Here is an 18383-nt window from a genome sequence, read left to right as displayed (position 1 = left end):
GGGGGCCGGGACTTCCACCGTGGTTCCGGCGGAAGCATTCATCCCCCCGGGAGGAAGCCCCATGTGCGTCACTCGCGCGGTGTCCACCATCGGCTTGCTGATGTCTGCCTGCCTGTCCTCTCCAGCCCTGGGAGCAGAGCCGCCCCCAGCGCAGGAAGCGACGCTCCCGCCGCCACAGCTCGCGGTGGAGGTCGGTGGGACGCTGTCTCCGATGCGGCATCCCGCGACGGAGGTGCCAACGCTGCGTTCACGGGTGAAGACGGTGAACGCCCGAAGCGGAGCCGCGCGCCTTTCCGGCGGACTCCACTTCAACCTCCTCCGTGGCTCCGAACGGAGCGACTGGTGGTGGACGAACGGCATCGACTGGTACCTGGCGGGTGGTGACGTCCAGGTGCTGGCGCTGCGGCCGGGGCTGGAGAAGCGGTTCTCGCTGACACGACACGTGACGCTCGGGGTGAGCGCGTTCGGCAGCGCGGCGGAGGTCTCACTGCCCACGGGGCAGATTGGTCAGGTGCAGCCAGGGGAGCCGGGCTACACGCCCATTGGCGGCAACAACTTCTATGAGGGCCGCATGCGCAAGTGGGCCTTCGGCGCGGGCGGACTGGCTGCGATCCAGGTCAAGCTGAGTCGTTACGTCCATGCGCGCGTCCATGGGGGCTATGCGCGCTACTTCGAACAGGCGGACGGGCTCCAGCCGACGCCTGATGCGGCCGCGTTCACGGTTTCGCTCGACGGCCCGTTCGCGGGGGCGCTGCTTGGACTGGACCTCTAGAAACCGCGCCTCGAGCGCCCTACTCGGCGTCGCGCACCAACGCGCGGACCTGCCGGGCGGCGAGCCCTCGAGGCACGAGTTGGAAGAGCGCATTACGAATGAAGCGCCCCGCTGAACTCTCCCACTGGGCCACGCGCCCCAGGCTCCAGGAACGCGTCACGAAGCTGTTGGCACGCTCGAGCCGGCGTTGCTCGTAGGCCGCCAGCGCCGCGTCCACGGGGCCCTCCGCGGCCAGCAGCTCGGCCAGCACCACGGCATCCTCGATGGCCTGACACCCGCCCTGCCCCATGTTGGGCGTCATCGGGTGCGCGGCGTCTCCCAACAAGGTCACCCGGCCCCGGCTCCAGCGGCTGGCGGGCGGCCGGTCGTGGATGTCCGTGCGGATGATGTTCGCTTCCTCCGTCGCGGCAATCAGGTCCGCGATGGGCGCGTGCCACCCGCCGAAGAGGGACTGCAACCGGGCCCGTGTCTCCCCGGGGGCATCCTGCCCTCCGGCCGGAGCATTCTGCGTGGCGAACCAGTACGTTTGCCCGAAGCCAATGGGCACCACACCGAAGCGCGCCCCAGGCCCCCACGTCTCTGAAACAAGTCCCGGCGTCGCGCTCGGGACGTCTGAGCACACGCCCCGCCAGCTCGTGTAGCCCGAATAGCGCAACGGCGCGTCGCCCAGCAGCGCCCCGCGCACCACCGAACGCAGCCCGTCCGCGCCCACCAGCGCATCGCCCGTCACCGAGCTGCCGTCCGACAACCGCACCGTCACCGTCTGCCCGTCGTCGTGAAACGCCGTCACGGTGAGCCCCATCCGGACGTTCTCCTCCCCGGCATGGGCCAGCAGCACGGACTGGAGCCGCGCCCTGTGGATACACACCAGCGGCAGCCCCAACTCCTCCTGAATTCGAGTCACCGGAAGCCGCGTGAGCGCCGAGCCCGACGGCTTCAGAATCGCGCTGTCCGTGGGACACGCACCGGCCTGGGCCACCTCGTCGCACAGGCCGACGCGGCGCAGGGCCGCCGAGGCGTTCATCTGAACCGTGAGGCCCGCACCCACCCATTTCAAGGTGTCGGAGCGCTCGAAGACAGTGACGGAGAGGCCCGCGCGCCGAAGCGCGCAAGCCAGCGTGAGTCCACCAATTCCAGCCCCAGCCACGAGAACATGCCTGGGCGATGACGTGCTCATGCGCCGCGCTTTAACAGGTATGCCGTGGCGAGTCGCGATTCATGTGCAACACAGTAACGAGAGGTCCGTGCTGCACCACCGCCACGTCGTTGCCGTACCGGGTCTGGCGCTCCGACACGGACGTCACGGGCGCGGCTCACCCGAACCAGCGGCCCGCTTCGGGAGCGAAGACGCGGACGCGTTCGGCCAGCGACGGCGGCAGTCGCGCGCGCAACGTGGCGTGGACGGATTCAGGGGGAAGCGCCTGGCTGAAGTGCATGAGGACCAGGGCCTCGTTGCGGAACTGGTCCGCGCGCGCGAGGAGTTCGTCCAGGTGGAGATGCGCCTTCGCCTGAGCGTCCTGCACGGAGTGGCGCGCGTCGACGAAGGTGCACTCGAGGATGAGCACGCGCGAGTCGAAGAGGCCCGGCTCCGTGTCCAGGACGCGGGACAGGGTGTCGGTGGCATAGGCCAGCTCCAGCCGCTCCACTTCGTCAAAGAGCGCTTCGCCTGCTTGCCGCCGCCTGGCGATTTCCTGAGGCGGGAGTGACTGGTGCTCGGGGCGGAGCTTCGCGACACGGCGGAAGAACTGGTAGCCGAGCGACGGCACCGGGTGATGCGTCCGGAACGCGCGGACAAACAGACCTTGCCCCAGGGGCCGCACGTCCCCTGGCAACATCGGCACGGTGTGCACCTCCATGGCGGTGTGGTGCAGCCGTGACATCACGGCGAGCGACGCCTGGACGTTCGCCTCGATCTCCGCGGGCAGGAAGAGCTGGGGTGCGCCCTTGCCGATGAGCCGACGGATGCCGAGCAACGAGCCGAGCCCGCTGGCATGGTCCGGGTGCGCGTGGCTCAAGAAGATGCGGTCCGAGCCACAAAAGGAACGAATGGGTAGCCCCACGTCGAGCACGACGTCCAGTTCGGGGACCTGGAGCGACGTGTACACGCCGCCCACGGACACGCCTCGGACGGTGTAGGGACCTGCCTGGACTTCAGTGAGCATCGGCACGGACACTATCCTGGGCATGGACGAGACACGCGACGAAAGGCCCCTGCTGGGCCAGGATGTGCGCATCGTTGCGCCTCCCTTCCCATCAGGGCCCCCCATGGAAACCTCATCTCTCCAGGAAGTCGTCGCGCCAGAAGGTATCTGCTACGGCTGCGGCAGCAAGAACCCTCACGGCCTGCACATCCAAAGCTACTGGGATGAGGACGGCATCCACGTGGTGGCACGCCACACGCCCGATGCCCGGTACAGCGGCTGGCCGGAGCTCGTCTACGGCGGGCTGATTGCCATGCTGGTCGACTGCCATTCGAACTGGACGGCCATGGCGTACCACTACCGCGCCGAGGGCCGCTCACCTGGCAGCTCGCCGGTCATCGAATGCGTCACCGGAAGCCTGGGCGTGAAGTTCATCAAACCCACGCCCATGGGCGTCCCGCTCACCCTCCGTGCACGCGTCGAGGGCGAAGTCGGACGCAAGAGCCGAGTCCTCTGCGAAGTCTTCGCGGGTGAGACGCTGACCGCAGTGGGTGATTCCATCTTCGTCCGCGTCGACACGGCCCAGTTGAAGGCCGCGGCGCACGGCCGCGAAGGCTGACGCGAACGACGTCGTGCCCTACCCCTTGTCGGGCACTGGCAGCCCCAGCTCGGCGCGCAGCTCCGCGGTGCTGCGCCCCGCCTGGTACCGGCGATGGTTCTCCGCGGTGGTGAAGCTCCGTGTCTCCATCCGGTCCACGTAGAGCGTGCCGTCCAGGTGGTCCAGCTCGTGTTGGAGAATGCGCGCGTACCAGCCCCGGGCCTGGACGGTCACGGGCTGGCCGTGCTCATCGAGTGCATCCACACGCACGGCGCAAGCGCGGGGCACCAGGGCCGCGAAGCCCGACACGCTCAAACACCCTTCGTGGAACTCCGCGGGTGCCGCGTCCTCCACCACCAGCCGGGGATTGATGAGCACGTGGAAGGGAACGGGCTTCCGTCCTCGCGCCGCCCGCTCGCTCTCCGAGAGGCCTGCTTGATACTCAGGCCGGTCCTCGATGACGACGACTCGCAGGCCCACGCCCACCTGGGGCGCCGCCAGCCCGACGCCGGGGGCGTCCCGCATCGTGTCGCGCATCTGCTCGATGAGCCGCGCCGTCTCCGGACTGGCAATCTCCTCCGGCGTCAAATCGCGCGCCTTCCGACGCAGCACCGGGTCCCCTGCCTGGACAATCTTGAGCACCATGCCGCCAGCGTAGCAGGGCCCGCTAGGCTCCCGACCGACGACAATGCTCCACCCACTGCCGTCCAGGAGTGGTGTCCACTCCGCACCGTTCCAGCCCGGGAAAGACGACGTCGTGCAGGGCCTGGATGAACACCTCGAGCTTGCGCGCATGCGGCAACACGCCGTGCGCCAGGAGCATGGCCCCCTCCGCATCGGACAGGCCCTTCGCGAAGAGCCTGGGCGACACGCTTTCCTCCAGCATCGCAGGCAGGTACGGCGACAGGAACGCCACGGAGCCCGATTGGGCTGCATGCGCGAGGTAGGCCCACCCCAGCCGGCTGTGCGCGACCTCGTCCCGAAGGATGTCTCGAAGCACCGCGCGCACCCGGGGTGGTCCATCCACGGCCAGCACCGAGGTCAACCCGGCCGTGCTCTCCGTCTCCGAGATGCAGCAGGCGGCGACGACTTCGTAGAGCACGCGCTCGCGGAAGCCGAGGGCTTGCGGAGCAGTCTCCCGCGCGACCAGGGGAACAGTGGGCATGACCGCTTGTCCGTAGGTGCGCGCCATCAGCTCGCACATGCCCGCGTGGCGCCGTTCGTCCTCCGCAGCGCGGCGCGCGAGTTCCACCAGCGTCTCAGGCGTGGCCAGTTGCTCGAGCGCTCCCGCCAATCGGGCGAAGCGCAGCCCCGCCTCCAGCTCCTCCTGCCTGCGGAAGACCCAGGTCTCCGCGACGAACTGCCGGAGCGCGTCTGGCATCGTTCTACCCGGCCTCCGCAGCAAGCGCGGGTCAGCCGGACAGCCATCATCAGGAGCGTTGTTCATGGTGGCCTCGAAGCACTGATCGTAACCGACGCGCGAGACAGACGGCGGTAAAGGAGTCGCTTGTCGCAGTGAGTCATTGCGTTGGGCACCGCACGGTCGCACCCCGTGTCCTGATGGGGACTGCACGCAATGGCGCGCACGGCGGGACGTAGGCGTGTCCAGACCAACGGCCGTGCTGGGTATGCTGGTAGGACGTGGTGACCCGTCCCAGGGAGCGTGAGCGTCGAGATGCGGAGGATGCGACGACTCGGCGGGGCCGCGCTGGCATCGCTCGTCATCCACGTGGGGCTGCTCTTGCTGCTTGGGTCTGTCGACCCGCCGGAGCGCGCACCTCGCCGGGCCGTCACGTCGAAGCCGCTCGCGGTGGACATCGTCACCACGCCACCTGTGCTGACGCCTCCACCTCCCCCGCGGCAGCCTGCACCTTCGGCGTCCACGCCTCGTCCCAAGGGAAAGCAGGTGAGAAAGACACCGGCCGGGGATGGCCTCGTCGCAGCGCCATCCCCTGCCCCTCTCGACGCACCCGACACGGGTGCTGCGCCGGAGACCATCGCATCGCCGCCGGACGCCCCGCGCAGGCCACAACAACTCCAGGTTGGCGCCGAGCCCCTGCCCTCGTTCCTGGTGCCAGGAGGAGCGCCGCTCGACGGTCCAAGGACTCCGAGTGGACGCACGTTGCGCCCTGGTGACCCGGCCCCTTCCCGTGAGCAGCTCGCCGCGCAGGAGGAGGCCATCGTCGCGGGGCGTGTGGAGGAATTCATCGTCGACGAGCAGGCCCAGCTTCGCGTCGCCAACGGTCTCATCGACCCGTATTTCAGCCGCCTTCGGGAGGCGCTTGAGAAGGGCCTCGAGGATGCGCCGGTATTCCCTGGAACCAGCCTGGTGAATCAGGCAGGGACCGCCTGGGCTTCCCGAGCCAGCAGCTTCGGAGCGGCTGGCAATCCAGGAGACGGCCCACCGCCGAAGGCGCCCACCACGACCGAACGGCTCTACGACCTCCAGCAGCGCGCCGGAGACGAATCCATGGAGCGTCCACGCCTCTTGGCCCATGCGGGTCAGGAGCTCCAACATCTGGCCACGGGTGGCGGCTCGAAGCTCGTCGTGACGCTGGAGCTGACGCAGGAAGTGGATGGCACCCTGCGCGATGCGAAGCTCGTCTCGTTGAGTGGCAACCCGGCCTACGACGCCTACGTCCTGAACGCCATTCCGGCGTCACTGGCGAAGCTCGCTGCGCCACCCGCCGGCGCGCGAGGTGTCCGAGCCGACGGCATCCGTACCTTGTGGGCGGTGGAAGGCCGCGTCGTGTACCTGCGCAAGCTCAAGGAACTGAAGGGACAGGACGCCTGGTACATCGCCGCGACGAGCGCTGCTGGCATCCTGGCCGGACGCTTCGAGGAGACGACGGGCGAAATCGAGGTCATCGACTTCCGCAACCCACGGTTCGTGTGCCGGTCCCACTTGTTGCGCGTCTACTGATGCTAGGCTGACGCGCCATGGCTCGTCGCAAGAAGGCCGATGAGATGGCCTCCCGCGTCCGAAACCTGCTCGCGATGGACGCCGCGGGCATCATGCGCAGGCTCGATGCCCGCCGGGATGAGATGTTCGCCCTCTTCTCCCGTCTGCGCAGCCGCGAACCGCTCCTGGGCACCATCGCGTCACGGTACGCCGACGGCGCGTTCGACCAGCTCATCCACCTGCCCGAACAGGAACAAGCCGTGGTGGACCACTTCTACGGCCGCCTGGACGAGCTGCGCTGGTACTTCACGTACACCGAGGACATGCCCGGCACCGCCCAGCTGATCTTCTCCAAGCTGCACAAGCGGCTGGAGGAGTCCTACCGGGTGCTCGTGGTGACGCTGGGCCCACCGGTTCCGCCAGATGGCTCACGCGTGGTGGATGTCGAGGCCGTCCGGCACGACGCCGCCGAAGCTCCGCCGCGGAAGACGCTGACACGCACCACGCGGCGCGCGTAAGCCGCGCCGCTCACGAACAGGCTGCCGGGGCGGACCTCCCCCCTGGCGAACCTCGCGGCCTACACCGAGTCGCCGGACGTCCCCGCTTCACGCCGCGGGAGCGGCCGCCGCAGACACTCCGGCGTCATGGGCCTGGCGCTTCGGCGCAAGCTTCCGCATGGACGTCTTGCCCACCACGACGTCCACCATCTTCTTCGCGCGGGTCCAGACGCTCTCCTGCACGTAGGGGATGCCGTACTTCTCGCAAAGCGCCTTCACCTGCGGCTGCACCTCGCGGTACTTCAGCATCGGCAGGTCCGGCCAGATGTGGTGCTCAATCTGGTAGTTCAGCCACAGGTGGGCGAAGTCGTTCAAGTCCCCGCCCGTGCGGTAGTTCGCGCTGCCAATCACCTGCTGCACGTAGCGCTCGCCGCGGCTCTCCGGCTTCGAGTCGAACCGGTACAGGTCCTCGCCCGTGTGGTTCGGTCCCACCACCAGGAACGTGTGCAGGCTGGTGAGGACGTCCGCCATCACGGAGTTGCAGAACGCGCTGAACGACGCCCACGGCCCCAACACCAGGTAGAGCGCCGGGAAGAGCCCGAACTGCACGGCCGAATACGGCAGATAGCAGCTCAGCAGCAGCTCCTTCAGCTCCTCGCGCGTCAGCTCTCCACCCTTGCGCCGGCCCTTGCGGCGCAGCGAACTGAGCGTCTCCGGCGCGTAGTAGCTGGCCCGCCACGTCAGCGCGAGCAGCGCGAGCTGCGCGTACCGCAGCGCCAGCGGGCGCTCCGGGTTGCGCAGCGTCCCCTCCGCGTTGCGCTCCAGGAGGTCGGGGTCCGCATCCTCGCCAGTGTGCGAGTGGTGCAGCACGTTGTGCTCGAACACCCAGGCCTCCGGCAGCATCCAGTCGAGCCAGTCCAGATAGCGGCGGCTCCCCTTCGCGAACCCCTTCCCCGTGCGAGACGCCGGAAGCCCCGGCACCCGGTCGTAGCCCCGATGCCCCACGTGGTGCATCAGCAGCCAACGCGTGGACCGCCCGACACTGAGCGCCGCCGCGCTGAGCGGATTCGGCGCCAGCCAGCAGGTCGCCGCCCCCAGCGCGGTCGCCGCCCGACCCCAGCGCTCGATTTTCCGGAGGTGCGCCGCATCCGCCTCACCCAGCGATGCGTCCAGTTGCTCACGAAGCGCCTTCAACTCACGGTGAAACCCATCCACGTCCACGGAAGAAATGTCGAAGTCGGGGGCAGCCTGGGACGGCATGAACGGCTCTCCTCGGTCGCGGAGATGGACACGGGCGAAGGGGGGCAACAGCTCGGCGCGAACCGTAGCCGCCAGGGTCCGCGGGCGTCCAGCCACGCTTTGCCCTCGGCCCCTGCTTTCGAACGAGGCCATGCGGAGCCCCGAGGCGCAGGTTATACCCGCGCCCCGAGTCCGGCCCACAGGGCGACATCGACGTCAAGGGGAAGCAGGCCGCCGCGCGGCAAGGCAAGCGGCCTGGCGCCCCCATCAGCCCGAGCGAATGGACCCGCCCACTTCGAAAGCGAGATGCCGTCATGACCGACCTGTTCGCGCCCCTCGAGCTCCGAAAGGGTGTCATCGCACCCAACCGCATCTGGCTGGCGCCCCTGACGAACACCCAGAGCCATCCCGATGGCACGCTCTCCGACGCGGAGCTTCGCTTCCTCGCGATGCGCGCCGATGGCGGGTTCGGCGTGGTGGAGACGTGCGCCGCCTACGTTTCCCAGGACGGCAAGACGTGGCCGGGCGAGCTGGGCGTTCACGACGACGCGATGCTACCCGGACTGAAGCGCATGGCCGCGCGCATCCATGAAGGGGGCGCCCTGCTCTCCGCGCAGCTCTTCCACGGTGGACTTCGCGCCAACGCCGAGGTCAGCCAGCGCGAGGTGTGGAGCGCCAGCGCGTATGACGCGGACGGCCTCCACTGCCGCGAAGCCACCGAGGCCGACATCGAGGGCGTCATCGCGGCCTTCGCGAGCGCGGCGCGCCGCTGCGCCGAGGCGGGGTTCGACGCCGTGGAGCTCCATGGAGCACACGGCTACTTGTTCTCGCAGTTCCTGAGCACCGTCTTCAACCGCCGGCAGGACCGATGGGGCGGCTCGCTGGAGAACCGCTGGCGCCTGCTTCAGGAGACCGTCCGCGCGGTGCGGCGCGCGGCGCCCGCCCTGGTCCTCGCCGTGCGCCTGTCGCCGGAGGACGCGAGGCAGGCCAGGGGCCTGGACCTGGACGAGTCGCTGGAGGTCGCGCGCATGCTCACGCGCGAGGGCGTGGACATCCTCCACCTGTCCCTGTGGAAGGCGGCCCACAACACCCTGAAGCGGCCGGACCAGCACGCGACGCCGCTCTTCCGGCAGGCCGTGGGCACCGGTGTCCGCATCGTGGTCGCGGGCGAGGTGCGCACGCGCGAGGAGGCAGAGGCACAGCTCGCACGCGGCGCGGATGCCGTGGCCGTGGGCCGAGCGGCCATCGCGAATCATGACTGGCCGCGCCGCGTGCAGCGAGGCGACGCGCTCCAGGTGCCGCCGCTGTCCCCCTCCACGCTCAACGCCGAGGGCCTGTCCGACGTCTTCGTGAACTACATGCGCAACTGGCGCGGCTTCGTGACGGACCAACCGGCCTGAGGCGGCCCTGAAACGCAGACGGCCCCACTCCCAGGAGGAGCGGGGCCGCATGACTCACGTCCAACGAGCGCTGCGTTTCAGCGCCGGGTGCCCGGGGGCGCCGCGTTGATGCCCAGGTACTCCTGGAGCGGCTTCACTTCCAGTTCCGTGCACTTGAGCGACTCCAGCGCGCCCACCGCCATCCGCGCCGCCTGCACCGTCGTGTAGTACGGCACCGAGTGCATCAGCGACTCGCGGCGGATGGAGAAGCTGTCGGCGATCTCCTGCTTGCCGAAGGTGGTGTTGATGACCAGCACGATTTCGCCGTCGACAATCTTGTCGACGATGTTCGGGCGGCCCTCCGTCACCTTCTGCACCACCTGCGCCTCGATGCCCTTCGTCGTCAGGTATTTGTGCGTACCGGAGGTGACGACGAGGGAGAAGCCCATGCTCCGCAGGCGCCGCGCCAGGTCCACCACCGCCGGCTTGTCGTCATCCTTGACGGAGATGAACACCTTGCCGCTCTTGGGCAGCTTCACGCCCGCGGCGAGCTGGCTCTTGGCGAAGGCGGAGGCGTAATCGTTCGCCAGGCCCATCACCTCGCCGGTGGACTTCATCTCCGGCCCGAGGATGACGTCCACGCCCGCGAAGCGCGCGAAGGGGAACACGCTCTCCTTCACCGCCACGTGCTTGAACTCCGGCTCCTGCGTGACGCCCAACTCCTCGAGCGTCTTGCCCACCATGCAGAGCGCGGCGATCTTCGCCATCGCCACGCCGGTGGCCTTGGAGATGAAGGGCACCGTGCGGCTCGCGCGCGGATTCACTTCCAGGATGTAGATGGTCTTCCCCTGGATGGCGAACTGCACGTTCATCAGGCCCACCACGCCCAGCTCGCGCGCCAGGGCGATGGCCTGGTCCTTCATCCGCTCCACCAGGTCCGGCGACAGCGAGTGCGGCGGCAGCGTGGCGGCGGCGTCACCGGAGTGCACGCCCGCCTCCTGGATGTGCTCCAGCACGCCGCCAATCATCACCGCGCCCGTGCGGTCCGCCACCAGGTCCAGGTCCACCTCGATGGCCTCCTTTAGGAAGCGGTCGATGAGCACCGGGTGCTCGGGCGATGCGCTCACCGCCTCGCGCATGTACCGCTCCAGGCTGGCCACGTCGTAGACGGTCTCCATGGCCCGGCCGCCCAGCACGTAGGAGGGCCGCACCATGACGGGGTAGCCGATGCGCTCGGCCACCTTGAAGGCCTCCGCGTGGCTGCGCGCGACGCCGTTCTCCGGCTGCTTCAGGCCCAGCTTCTCGATGAGCGCGGCGAAGCGCTCCCGGTCCTCCGCACGGTCGATGGCGTCCGGCGACGTGCCCAGGATGGGCAGGCCCGCCTTCTCCAGCGGCACGGAGATGCGCAGCGGCGTCTGGCCGCCGAACTGGACGATGGCGCCCACCGGCTTCTCGCGCTGGGACACCTCGAGCACATCCTCGATGGTCAGCGGCTCGAAGTAGAGGCGGTCCGACGTGTCGTAGTCGGTGGACACCGTCTCCGGGTTGCAGTTGACCATCACCGTCTCGTACCCGGCCTCGCGCAGCGCGAAGGCAGCGTGGACGCACGCGTAGTCGAACTCGATGCCCTGGCCGATGCGGATGGGGCCGCTGCCCAGGATGAGCACCTTCTGCCGGTCCGTGGGCGGCGCCTCGTCCTCCTCCTCGTAGGTGGAGTACAGGTAGGGCGTGTACGCCTCGAACTCCGCGGCGCAGGTATCCACCCGCTTGTAGACGGGCCGGATGTTGCGCGCGTGCCGGTGCGCCCGCACCTCTTCCGCCGGGTAGCCGAGCAGCCGGCCCAGATACTTGTCGGAGAAGCCGTGCGCCTTGGCCTGCCGGAGCACCTCGTCCGGGAGCTGGTCCAGCCGCCCGTACTCCTGGAGCGACTGCGCCTCGTTCACCAGCATCTGGATGTAGCGAAGGAACCAGGGGTCGATGGCGGAGAGCGCGTGCACGTCCTCCACCGTCATGCCTTCGCGGAAGGCCTGGGCCACGAACCAGGGACGCTCCGGGCGAGGGATGCGCAGCGCCTCGCGCAGCACCTTCTCCCGCTCCTCCTTCTCCGCCGGCAGCTCCGGGGACTCCAGGCCCACGCGGCCCAGCTCCATGGAGCGCAGCGCCTTCATGTACGCCTCAGGGAAGGTGCGGCCAATGGCCATCACCTCACCCACCGAGCGCATGCTCGTGGTCAGCGTCCGGTCCGCGTGCGGGAACTTCTCGAAGTTGAAGCGCGGCACCTTCACCACCACGTAGTCCAGCGTCGGCTCGAAGGAGGCCGGCGTGTCGCGGGTGATGTCGTTGCGCAGCTCATCCAGCGTGTAGCCCAGCGCCAGCTTCGCGGCGATCTTCGCGATGGGGTAGCCCGTCGCCTTCGACGCCAGCGCGCTGGAGCGCGACACGCGCGGGTTCATCTCGATGACGACCATGCGGCCGTCCTTCGGATTGATGCCGAACTGGATGTTGGAGCCACCCGTGTCGACGCCAATCTCCCGGATGATGGCCAGCGACGCCTGCCGCATCCGCTGGTACTCGCGGTCCGTCAGCGTCTGCGCGGGCGCCACGGTGATGGAGTCACCGGTGTGCACGCCCATGGGGTCCAGGTTTTCAATGGAGCAGACGATGATGACGTTGTCCGCCGTGTCGCGGACCACCTCGAGCTCGTACTCCTTCCAGCCCAGCACGCTCTCCTCCACCAGGATGGTGGTGGTGGGGCTGGCCTTCAGGCCCGAGCGGCAGATGGTCTCGAACTCCTCGCGGTTGTACGCGATGCCACCGCCGGTGCCACCCAGCGTGAAGGACGGGCGGATGATGGCCGGGAAGCCGATGTCCTCCACCAGGCTCATCGCCTGGTCCAGCGTCGTCGCGTAGCCGCTCTTGGGCAGGGCCACGCCAATCTTCTGCATGGCCGCCTTGAAGAGCTGGCGGTCCTCGGCCTTGTTGATGGCTTCCAGGGACGCGCCGATGAGGCGCACGCCGTACTTCTCCAGGATGCCCTGCTCCGCCAGCGCCTTGGCGAGGTTGAGCGCAGTCTGGCCACCCATGGTGGGAAGGAGTGAGTCCGGCCGCTCCGAGGCGAGGATGCGCTCCGCCGCCTCCACCGTAATCGGTTCGATGTAGGTGCGATGCGCGAACTCAGGGTCCGTCATCACGGTGGCGGGGTTGCTGTTGAGCAGCACCACCTCCACGCCTTCATCCCGGAGTGCCTTGATGGCTTGTGTACCGGAGTAGTCGAACTCGACGGCTTGCCCGATGACAATCGGACCCGAGCCAATCACCAGAACCTTGCGGATATCGGTACGCTTGGGCATCGGGGCGCCCCCATACCAACCTCCGCCCCCACATGCGAGGACTGTGTTGAAGCCGCCTGCTCGCACGGACGCCGGGCCCGCGCCCGCTGTCCTCTGCTAGGCTCCGCCGCCCACGGAGGTTCCATGCGCCACTGGTCCCTGGCACTGCTCGTTTCGCTCGCGTCCCCCGCCCTCGCCCAGGATGCCGCCGCCCCCGCGGCCGAAGGCGCCCAGCCCCCGCCACCCGCCGCGGTGACGGCCCCCACGCCCGCGGAGCCCACGCCCGAGGCCGAGCCCAAACAAGCCGAGGCGGAGCCCAAACAAGCCGAGGCGCCCGCGACGCCACCGGCCGCTGAAGCGCCCGCTGTGCCGGCTCCCTCTGAGGCACCCGCCAAGAAGAGAGGCACCGCCGCCGCCAAGAAGGCCGAGGCCGCGGCCCCGAAGGCCGAGGCCCCCGCCGCTCCGAAGTCGGCAGCCACCGCCGAGCCGCCCCGCGCGGCGCCCACACCGCCCCCTGCGGACGCACCGCCGGTCGAACTGCCTCCCGGCTTTGCCGACTTCAAGCGCGACGCCATCCCGGAGGCGCCGCCGCTGTCCCCCGAGGAGCAGATCCGCAAGGACATCCAGGCGGACGCGCGCTTCCTCCTTCAGTCCCTGCTGACGGGGGACGTCCGCACCGCTTCGAACGAGCTGCTCTACCCGTTCAGCCTGGAGGCGGAGCGCTACGCCACGCCGGAGGAGCTGGTGTCGGCGTGGGTGAAGCAGCTGCGACTGAAGCGCACGGACCTCATCACCCTATATGACATCGAGGTGATGCCGCTGGAGGCCATGGAGAAGAAGTACGGCAAGGCGCCCGCGCGGCTGGGGTTGGACCTCCGCAACCCCAAGGACGTGTGGACGGCCGTGGGTAACCTCTCCGGCCGCCCCGCCGTCCTCGTCTACCGCAAGTACCGCGACGAGTTCCGCGCCTTCGCCTACACCGACTGAGCGGTCAGCTCAGGGCCTTGACCAGCTCACCCAGCCGGGCAAGGCCCTTCTGCAGCACCTCGCGCGAGGTGACGAAGCTCATGCGCACGTAGCCGTCCGCGCCGAACGGCTCGCCGGGCACCGCGGCGACGCGGAAGTCGTCGAGGAGGATCTCCGACAGCTGCATCGCGGACGTCACCGGCTTGCCCTTGTACGACCGGCCCAGCAGGCCCCGCACGTCCGCGAAGGCGTAGAAGGCGCCCTCGGGCATCCGGCAGCGCACGCCGTCCAGCGCGTTCAGTCCCGCGATGAAGAAGTCACGGCGCTCGCGGTACTCCTTCACCATGGCGGTGATGGTGTCCGGCGGCCCCTGCAACGCCGCCAGCGCGGCCTTCTGGCCAATGGAGGAGGCGTTGGACGTGGACTGGTCCTGCACCATCTGCATGCCGGCCAACAGCGGCTTGGGCCCAGCGACGTAGCCCAGGCGCCAGCCCGTCATGGAGTACGCCTTGCTCATGCCGTTCACGACCACCAGCCGCGGCACCAGGTCCGGCGCCACGTCGCTGATGCCCAGGCGTTCGTCGGTGTAGAGCAGCTTCTCGTAGATGTCGTCCGTGACGATGAGGCAATCGTGGGGCCGCAGCACCTCCGCGATGCGCTCCAGCGCCGCGCGCGAATAGACGGCGCCGGTGGGATTGCCTGGGCTGTTGATGATGACGGCGCGCGTGCGCGGCGTCAGCGCGCGGCGGATGGCGTCCGGGTCCGGCGCGAAGCCGTCCTCCTCGCGCGTGGGGACGATGACGGGCGTGGCACCCGCCAGCCGCACCATGTCCGGGTAGCTGACCCAGAAGGGCGCGAAGATGATGACCTCGTCCCCCTCCTCCAGCGCCGCCTGGCAGAAGTTGTAGAGGCCCTGCTTGCCACCCGACGTGACGAGCACCTGGTCCGGCGTGTAGCGCAAGCCGTTGTCCCGCTCGAGCTTGGCGCAGATGGCCTCGCGCAGCTCCGGGATGCCGTTGGTCGGGGTGTACTTGGTGAAGCCCGCTCGCAGTGCGTCCACCGCGGCCTGCTTCACGTAATCCGGCGTATCGAAGTCCGGCTCCCCCGCGGCCAGGACGACTACATCCACACCCTTGGCGACGAGCGCCTTGGCGCGCGAGTTGAGAGCGAGCGTCGGAGACGGCTTGATGGCCTGGAGCCGGTGAGCGAGTTTCATGTCCCCTGCCTAACGCGGAGCCCCACGCCGGACAAGGGGACTGCCTGCTACTTCCGTCCAGCGAACTTGGCCTTCAAACCTTCGTGCACGTTGGGCGGCACCAGCCCGGTGACGTCCCCACCGAAGGAGGCCACCTCCCGGACGAGGTTGGAGGAGATGTAGAAGTAGTCCTCCCCCGTCATCATGAAGACGGTCTCCACGTCGGGCGCCAGCTTGCGGTTCATGTTCGCGAGCTGGAACTCGTATTCGAAGTCCGACACCGCCCGCAGCCCGCGGACGATGACGCCCGCGTTGCGGCGCCGCACGTAGTCCACCAGCAGGCCGTGGAAGGCGTCGACCTCCACCCGGTCGTCCTGGACGGCCTCTCGAATCAACGTGAGCCGCTCCTCCTCGGAGAAGAGCGGTGTCTTCTTCGGGTTCACCGCGATGGCCACGATGAGCCGATCGAACATCTTCAGGCTGCGCTGAATGAGGCTCAGGTGCCCGTTGGTGAGCGGATCAAAAGAACCAGGATAGATGGCGACCAGCATGTGCCGGGAAGTCTCGGATGCCCCCGGGAGCCGGTCAAGGACTGCTCACGGCGCCCGATAGAAGCTCACCAACGTGTCCCCGAAGCGGCGCTGGTCTTCCCGGTCAAGCCCGGCATGTGTGTCCGGCGCCGCCTCGCGCTTGTCGTGCTCCACCACCACCATGCCAGAGGGGGTCAGCAGCCCGGCGGCCACGATGCCGTCCAGCACCGTCTCCACCACGCGCGCGGCATACGGCGGGTCCGCGAAGATGAGCTCGAAGCGGTCGCCCCGCCGCTTCAGCGTCTCCAACGCCCGGGCCACCGGCGCGGACAGCACCTCCACCTGCCCGGCGAGCCCCACGGCCTGCGCGTTCTCACGGCACAGGGTGAGCGCCTCGCGGTCCTGGTCCACCAGCACCGCCTGCCCCGCGCCGCGAGACACGGCCTCCAGGCCCAGCGCGCCAGTGCCGGCGTAGAGGTCCAGCACCCGCTGGCCGTCCAGGAACTGGCCCAGCACGTTGAAGAGCGTCTCCCGGACGCGGTCGGCCGTGGGACGGATGTGAAGGGAGGAGGACTTGGGGCCGGCCAGGGCGCGGCCCTTGGCGGTGCCTGCGACGATTCGCATGGGCCCCTTCTACACCGCGCTCCGGCCTCAGTCGCCCCGCTTCTCCGCGAGGAAGCGCAATGACGCCTGCCCCGTGCGCGTGGCGCCCAGCGCGGCCAGTACCTCGGTGGTCTCCATGAAGGACAGGGCCTCCAGCTTCTCCCGCGCGGCGTCGTCCAGCGGCGGCAGTTGCTCCTCCAGCACGCTCAGCAGTTGGCCCGCGGGCAGCCCGGCGGCTGTGGCCTTCTCCTCCACGCTGGCGCGGACTTCCGGGAGCCACGCCCCCAGCGCGAGCCGCTCGAAGCCGCCCACGCAGTCCACCTTGCGCACGCCCGCCGCCACGTAGGTGGGCAGCCCGCCGGCCAGCGCCGAGCCCGCCTCACCCACCGACAGCACGGCGTCGTACTCCGCGGCCAGTTCCACCAGGCTCCGCAGCAGCCGCACGTCCGGCTCGCCCTCACCTAGCGCGGACTCCGGCACACGGACGAAGTCCACTGGCACCTTCCACTGCCTGAGGCCCTCCAGCAGCGTCCGGTACGCGTCCACGAACCCGCCAGAAGCGGCCGGTCCCGTCAGCTCCAGCGCCAGTTCGCGCTCGGTCACCGGCGCCACCAGGGCATTCACGGCCTCCACGGCCTCGTAGGAGTCCAGCCGGGACAGGTCCAACGACACCAGCGAGAAGCCGGCGTCCACCACGCGGTAGATGCCATCCTTCAGGGCGTCCAGCGTGTCCGCGTCCGCCCGGGCCACCCGAATGGGCCCGGCCTGGAGGAACAGGGGCCGCGCGTGTTCCGCCTCGGCGGCCGCCTGGTGCGCGGCCATGACGAAGCGCTCGGGCGCCCCCCGGTCAGACAGCGGGTGTGGGCAGGCCAGCCCCAGCACGGCGTCTTCCGACCGGGCCGCGCGCAGCAGGCCCGGCAAGGCGCCCTTCGCTTGGACCGGCAGACATGGCAGCGCCACCGGCGCCTCCGCCAGGGCACGCAGCAGCTCCCGGGGATTGAGCAGCGGAACGCGCGAACCCGCGCCCACCCGCGCCACCGTGTTCCCCGGCCGTAACGTCAGCACCTTGTCCAGCACGTTCATGGAGCGCGGAGAATCATCCGCCCGCGCCGCCCGAGGCAAGGCGAAGCTGCTGGGAGCGTCCGCTGGGGCACGCGGCCGGGGTGCCCCGGCCGGGCCCCAGGGCCGTCAGTGGACCTCGCCCAGGTGGGAGTAGGTCTCGCTCTCGATTTGAATCGTGGTGTGGTCGATTCCGAAGCGGTCGTACAGGTCGTGCTTCACCGCGGAGAGAATCTCGTCGTTGTTGCAGACCATGGGGTCCTGCACCACCAGGTGCGCGGACAGCGCGTACACGCCGCTGGAGATGGTCCACACGTGCAGGTCATGCACCGCCGTGACGCCCTGCGCGCGCAGCATCAGCTCCTTGATTTGCGCCAGGTCCACGTGCGCCGGCACCGCCTCCATCAGCACGTCCACCGCGTCGCGCACCAGCCGCACCGCGCCGATGACGATGACGATGGAGATGACCACCGAGATGATGGGGTCCACGACGTACCAGCCCGTGTACGCCATGATGCCCGCGCCCACGAGCACGCCCACCGATGACAGCGTATCCCCCAGCACGTGCAGGAAGGCCCCGCGCACGTTCATGGAGTGGGAGCGGTGCAGGAACCCCAGCGCGCCCAGGTTGGCCAAGAGGCCCACCGACGCCACGATGGCCATGGGCCCGATGTCCACTTGCGCGGGCGAGCGCACCCGCTCCCAGGCCTCATAGAGGATGAAGCCGGTGATGCCCATCAGCAGCACGCCGTTGAGCAGCGCGCTGAGGATCTCCATCCGGTAGTAGCCGTACGTCTTCTTCACGTCCGCCGGCTTGCCCGCGAACCACAGCGCCACCAGGCTCAGCGCCAGCGCGGACACGTCCGTCAGCATGTGGCCCGCGTCGGACATCAGGGCCAGCGAGTTCGTCAACCAGCCGCCCACCGCCTCCGCCAGCGCGATGGTGGCCGTCAGCACCAGGGCGAAGATGAGCCGACGCTTGTCCTTCTTCCGCTCCTCCGCCAGTCCGCCCCTCCGGGGACCGTGCCCATGGCCGTGCCCATGGCCATGATGATGATGATGGCCGTGGCCATGCCCGTCGCCGTGGTCATGCTCGTGGCCATGCCCGGATTCACCGCGGGTGTAAGGGGAAGTAGTCACGGGAGTGAGGGGTGCGGCTAATGCCCAGTCATG

The 18383-nt window shown here is 69.1% G+C and carries 17 protein-coding genes; 6 read left to right on the top strand and 11 right to left on the bottom strand.

Annotation, left to right across the window (positions count from 1 at the left end; all coding sequences use genetic code 11):
* Positions 1 to 61: 61 nt before the first annotated feature.
* Complete coding sequence (locus BLU09_RS21175) at positions 62 to 772, top strand: hypothetical protein (protein WP_244171911.1); 711 nt, start codon at positions 62 to 64, stop codon at positions 770 to 772.
* Between the two features lie 19 nt (positions 773 to 791).
* On the opposite strand, the gene BLU09_RS21170 is transcribed toward BLU09_RS21175, so the two are convergent.
* Together BLU09_RS21170 and BLU09_RS21165 are read right to left on the bottom strand one after the other, a co-directional pair.
* On the bottom strand, positions 792 to 1919 hold the full coding sequence (locus BLU09_RS21170; protein ID WP_244171910.1) for an FAD-dependent monooxygenase: 1128 nt from the start codon (positions 1917 to 1919) through the stop codon (positions 792 to 794).
* Positions 1920 to 2085: 166 nt separating this feature from the next.
* Positions 2086 to 2934, bottom strand: coding sequence for an MBL fold metallo-hydrolase (locus tag BLU09_RS21165; protein WP_186817666.1), 849 nt, complete (start codon positions 2932 to 2934; stop codon positions 2086 to 2088).
* Positions 2935 to 3037: 103 nt separating this feature from the next.
* Between BLU09_RS21165 and BLU09_RS21160 the strand changes: the two genes are divergently transcribed.
* On the top strand, positions 3038 to 3532 hold the full coding sequence (locus BLU09_RS21160) for a PaaI family thioesterase (RefSeq protein ID WP_090491336.1): 495 nt from the start codon (positions 3038 to 3040) through the stop codon (positions 3530 to 3532).
* A gap of 18 nt (positions 3533 to 3550) precedes the next feature.
* On the opposite strand, the gene def is transcribed toward BLU09_RS21160, so the two are convergent.
* Both def and BLU09_RS21150 read right to left on the bottom strand, forming a co-directional pair.
* On the bottom strand, positions 3551 to 4156 hold the full coding sequence (gene def / locus BLU09_RS21155; RefSeq protein ID WP_090491335.1) for a peptide deformylase: 606 nt from the start codon (positions 4154 to 4156) through the stop codon (positions 3551 to 3553).
* Between the two features lie 22 nt (positions 4157 to 4178).
* Positions 4179 to 4892, bottom strand: coding sequence for a ferritin-like domain-containing protein (locus BLU09_RS21150; RefSeq protein ID WP_244171909.1), 714 nt, complete (start codon positions 4890 to 4892; stop codon positions 4179 to 4181).
* Between the two features lie 303 nt (positions 4893 to 5195).
* Here BLU09_RS21150 and BLU09_RS39445 point away from each other — a divergent pair, with 303 nt between their 5' ends.
* Together BLU09_RS39445 and BLU09_RS21140 are read left to right on the top strand one after the other, a co-directional pair.
* Positions 5196 to 6434, top strand: coding sequence for a TonB C-terminal domain-containing protein (locus tag BLU09_RS39445; protein WP_244171908.1), 1239 nt, complete (start codon positions 5196 to 5198; stop codon positions 6432 to 6434).
* A gap of 17 nt (positions 6435 to 6451) precedes the next feature.
* Positions 6452 to 6931, top strand: a complete 480-nt coding sequence (locus BLU09_RS21140; protein WP_011553425.1) for a hypothetical protein — start codon at positions 6452 to 6454, stop codon at positions 6929 to 6931.
* Positions 6932 to 7018: 87 nt separating this feature from the next.
* Here the strand turns inward: BLU09_RS21140 and BLU09_RS21135 are convergent, their stop codons facing one another.
* Positions 7019 to 8170 (bottom strand): fatty acid desaturase family protein, encoded by a 1152-nt coding sequence (locus BLU09_RS21135; protein ID WP_090491332.1) that lies wholly within the window; start codon positions 8168 to 8170, stop codon positions 7019 to 7021.
* Between the two features lie 293 nt (positions 8171 to 8463).
* On the opposite strand from BLU09_RS21135, the gene BLU09_RS21130 reads away from it, so the two are divergent.
* The gene (locus tag BLU09_RS21130; RefSeq protein WP_090491331.1) at positions 8464 to 9549 is read left to right on the top strand and encodes an NADH:flavin oxidoreductase; all 1086 of its coding nucleotides are present in this window, start codon (positions 8464 to 8466) and stop codon (positions 9547 to 9549) included.
* A gap of 77 nt (positions 9550 to 9626) precedes the next feature.
* Here BLU09_RS21130 and carB read toward each other — a convergent pair whose 3' ends face one another.
* Positions 9627 to 12878: a carbamoyl-phosphate synthase large subunit gene (gene carB / locus BLU09_RS21125; RefSeq protein ID WP_090491330.1), complete on the bottom strand. Its 3252-nt coding sequence runs from the start codon at positions 12876 to 12878 to the stop codon at positions 9627 to 9629.
* A 123-nt stretch (positions 12879 to 13001) separates the two neighbouring features.
* On the opposite strand from carB, the gene BLU09_RS21120 reads away from it, so the two are divergent.
* Positions 13002 to 13844 (top strand): hypothetical protein, encoded by an 843-nt coding sequence (locus tag BLU09_RS21120; RefSeq protein ID WP_090491329.1) that lies wholly within the window; start codon positions 13002 to 13004, stop codon positions 13842 to 13844.
* 4 nt (positions 13845 to 13848) lie between these two features.
* On the opposite strand, the gene BLU09_RS21115 is transcribed toward BLU09_RS21120, so the two are convergent.
* From BLU09_RS21115 to BLU09_RS21095, 5 genes are all read right to left on the bottom strand, one after another.
* Positions 13849 to 15039, bottom strand: a complete 1191-nt coding sequence (locus BLU09_RS21115; RefSeq protein ID WP_090491328.1) for a pyridoxal phosphate-dependent aminotransferase — start codon at positions 15037 to 15039, stop codon at positions 13849 to 13851.
* Between the two features lie 47 nt (positions 15040 to 15086).
* Positions 15087 to 15569: a pantetheine-phosphate adenylyltransferase gene (gene coaD, locus BLU09_RS21110; RefSeq protein WP_011553418.1), complete on the bottom strand. Its 483-nt coding sequence runs from the start codon at positions 15567 to 15569 to the stop codon at positions 15087 to 15089.
* A gap of 45 nt (positions 15570 to 15614) precedes the next feature.
* Positions 15615 to 16172 (bottom strand): 16S rRNA (guanine(966)-N(2))-methyltransferase RsmD, encoded by a 558-nt coding sequence (gene rsmD, locus BLU09_RS21105; RefSeq protein ID WP_090491327.1) that lies wholly within the window; start codon positions 16170 to 16172, stop codon positions 15615 to 15617.
* A 27-nt stretch (positions 16173 to 16199) separates the two neighbouring features.
* A complete protein-coding gene (locus BLU09_RS21100) occupies positions 16200 to 17234 on the bottom strand; it encodes a hypothetical protein (RefSeq protein ID WP_167371125.1) in 1035 nt (344 codons plus the stop codon).
* A 105-nt stretch (positions 17235 to 17339) separates the two neighbouring features.
* Entirely contained in the window at positions 17340 to 18350 is a 1011-nt protein-coding gene (locus BLU09_RS21095) for a cation diffusion facilitator family transporter (RefSeq protein ID WP_090491325.1), read from the bottom strand.
* Between the last annotated feature and the right edge of the window lie 33 nt (positions 18351 to 18383).

The sequence above is a fragment of the Myxococcus virescens genome (assembly GCF_900101905.1).
Classification (GTDB): domain Bacteria; phylum Myxococcota; class Myxococcia; order Myxococcales; family Myxococcaceae; genus Myxococcus; species Myxococcus virescens.
The sequence above is the reverse complement of the archived record's forward strand: the minus strand, read 5'-3'. Positions and strand labels throughout refer to the sequence as shown.

Coding starts and splice junctions, on each gene's coding strand:
- BLU09_RS21175 (WP_244171911.1), top strand. CDS start 62: ATGTGCGTCACTCGCGCGGTGTCCACCATCGGCTTGCTGATGTCTGCC.
- BLU09_RS21165 (WP_186817666.1), bottom strand. CDS start 2,934: ATGCTCACTGAAGTCCAGGCAGGTCCCTACACCGTCCGAGGCGTGTCC.
- BLU09_RS21160 (WP_090491336.1), top strand. CDS start 3,038: ATGGAAACCTCATCTCTCCAGGAAGTCGTCGCGCCAGAAGGTATCTGC.
- def (WP_090491335.1), bottom strand. CDS start 4,156: ATGGTGCTCAAGATTGTCCAGGCAGGGGACCCGGTGCTGCGTCGGAAG.
- BLU09_RS21150 (WP_244171909.1), bottom strand. CDS start 4,892: ATGCCAGACGCGCTCCGGCAGTTCGTCGCGGAGACCTGGGTCTTCCGC.
- BLU09_RS39445 (WP_244171908.1), top strand. CDS start 5,196: ATGCGACGACTCGGCGGGGCCGCGCTGGCATCGCTCGTCATCCACGTG.
- BLU09_RS21140 (WP_011553425.1), top strand. CDS start 6,452: ATGGCTCGTCGCAAGAAGGCCGATGAGATGGCCTCCCGCGTCCGAAAC.
- BLU09_RS21135 (WP_090491332.1), bottom strand. CDS start 8,170: ATGCCGTCCCAGGCTGCCCCCGACTTCGACATTTCTTCCGTGGACGTG.
- BLU09_RS21130 (WP_090491331.1), top strand. CDS start 8,464: ATGACCGACCTGTTCGCGCCCCTCGAGCTCCGAAAGGGTGTCATCGCA.
- carB (WP_090491330.1), bottom strand. CDS start 12,878: ATGCCCAAGCGTACCGATATCCGCAAGGTTCTGGTGATTGGCTCGGGT.
- BLU09_RS21120 (WP_090491329.1), top strand. CDS start 13,002: ATGCGCCACTGGTCCCTGGCACTGCTCGTTTCGCTCGCGTCCCCCGCC.
- BLU09_RS21115 (WP_090491328.1), bottom strand. CDS start 15,039: ATGAAACTCGCTCACCGGCTCCAGGCCATCAAGCCGTCTCCGACGCTC.
- coaD (WP_011553418.1), bottom strand. CDS start 15,569: ATGCTGGTCGCCATCTATCCTGGTTCTTTTGATCCGCTCACCAACGGG.
- rsmD (WP_090491327.1), bottom strand. CDS start 16,172: ATGCGAATCGTCGCAGGCACCGCCAAGGGCCGCGCCCTGGCCGGCCCC.
- BLU09_RS21100 (WP_167371125.1), bottom strand. CDS start 17,234: ATGAACGTGCTGGACAAGGTGCTGACGTTACGGCCGGGGAACACGGTG.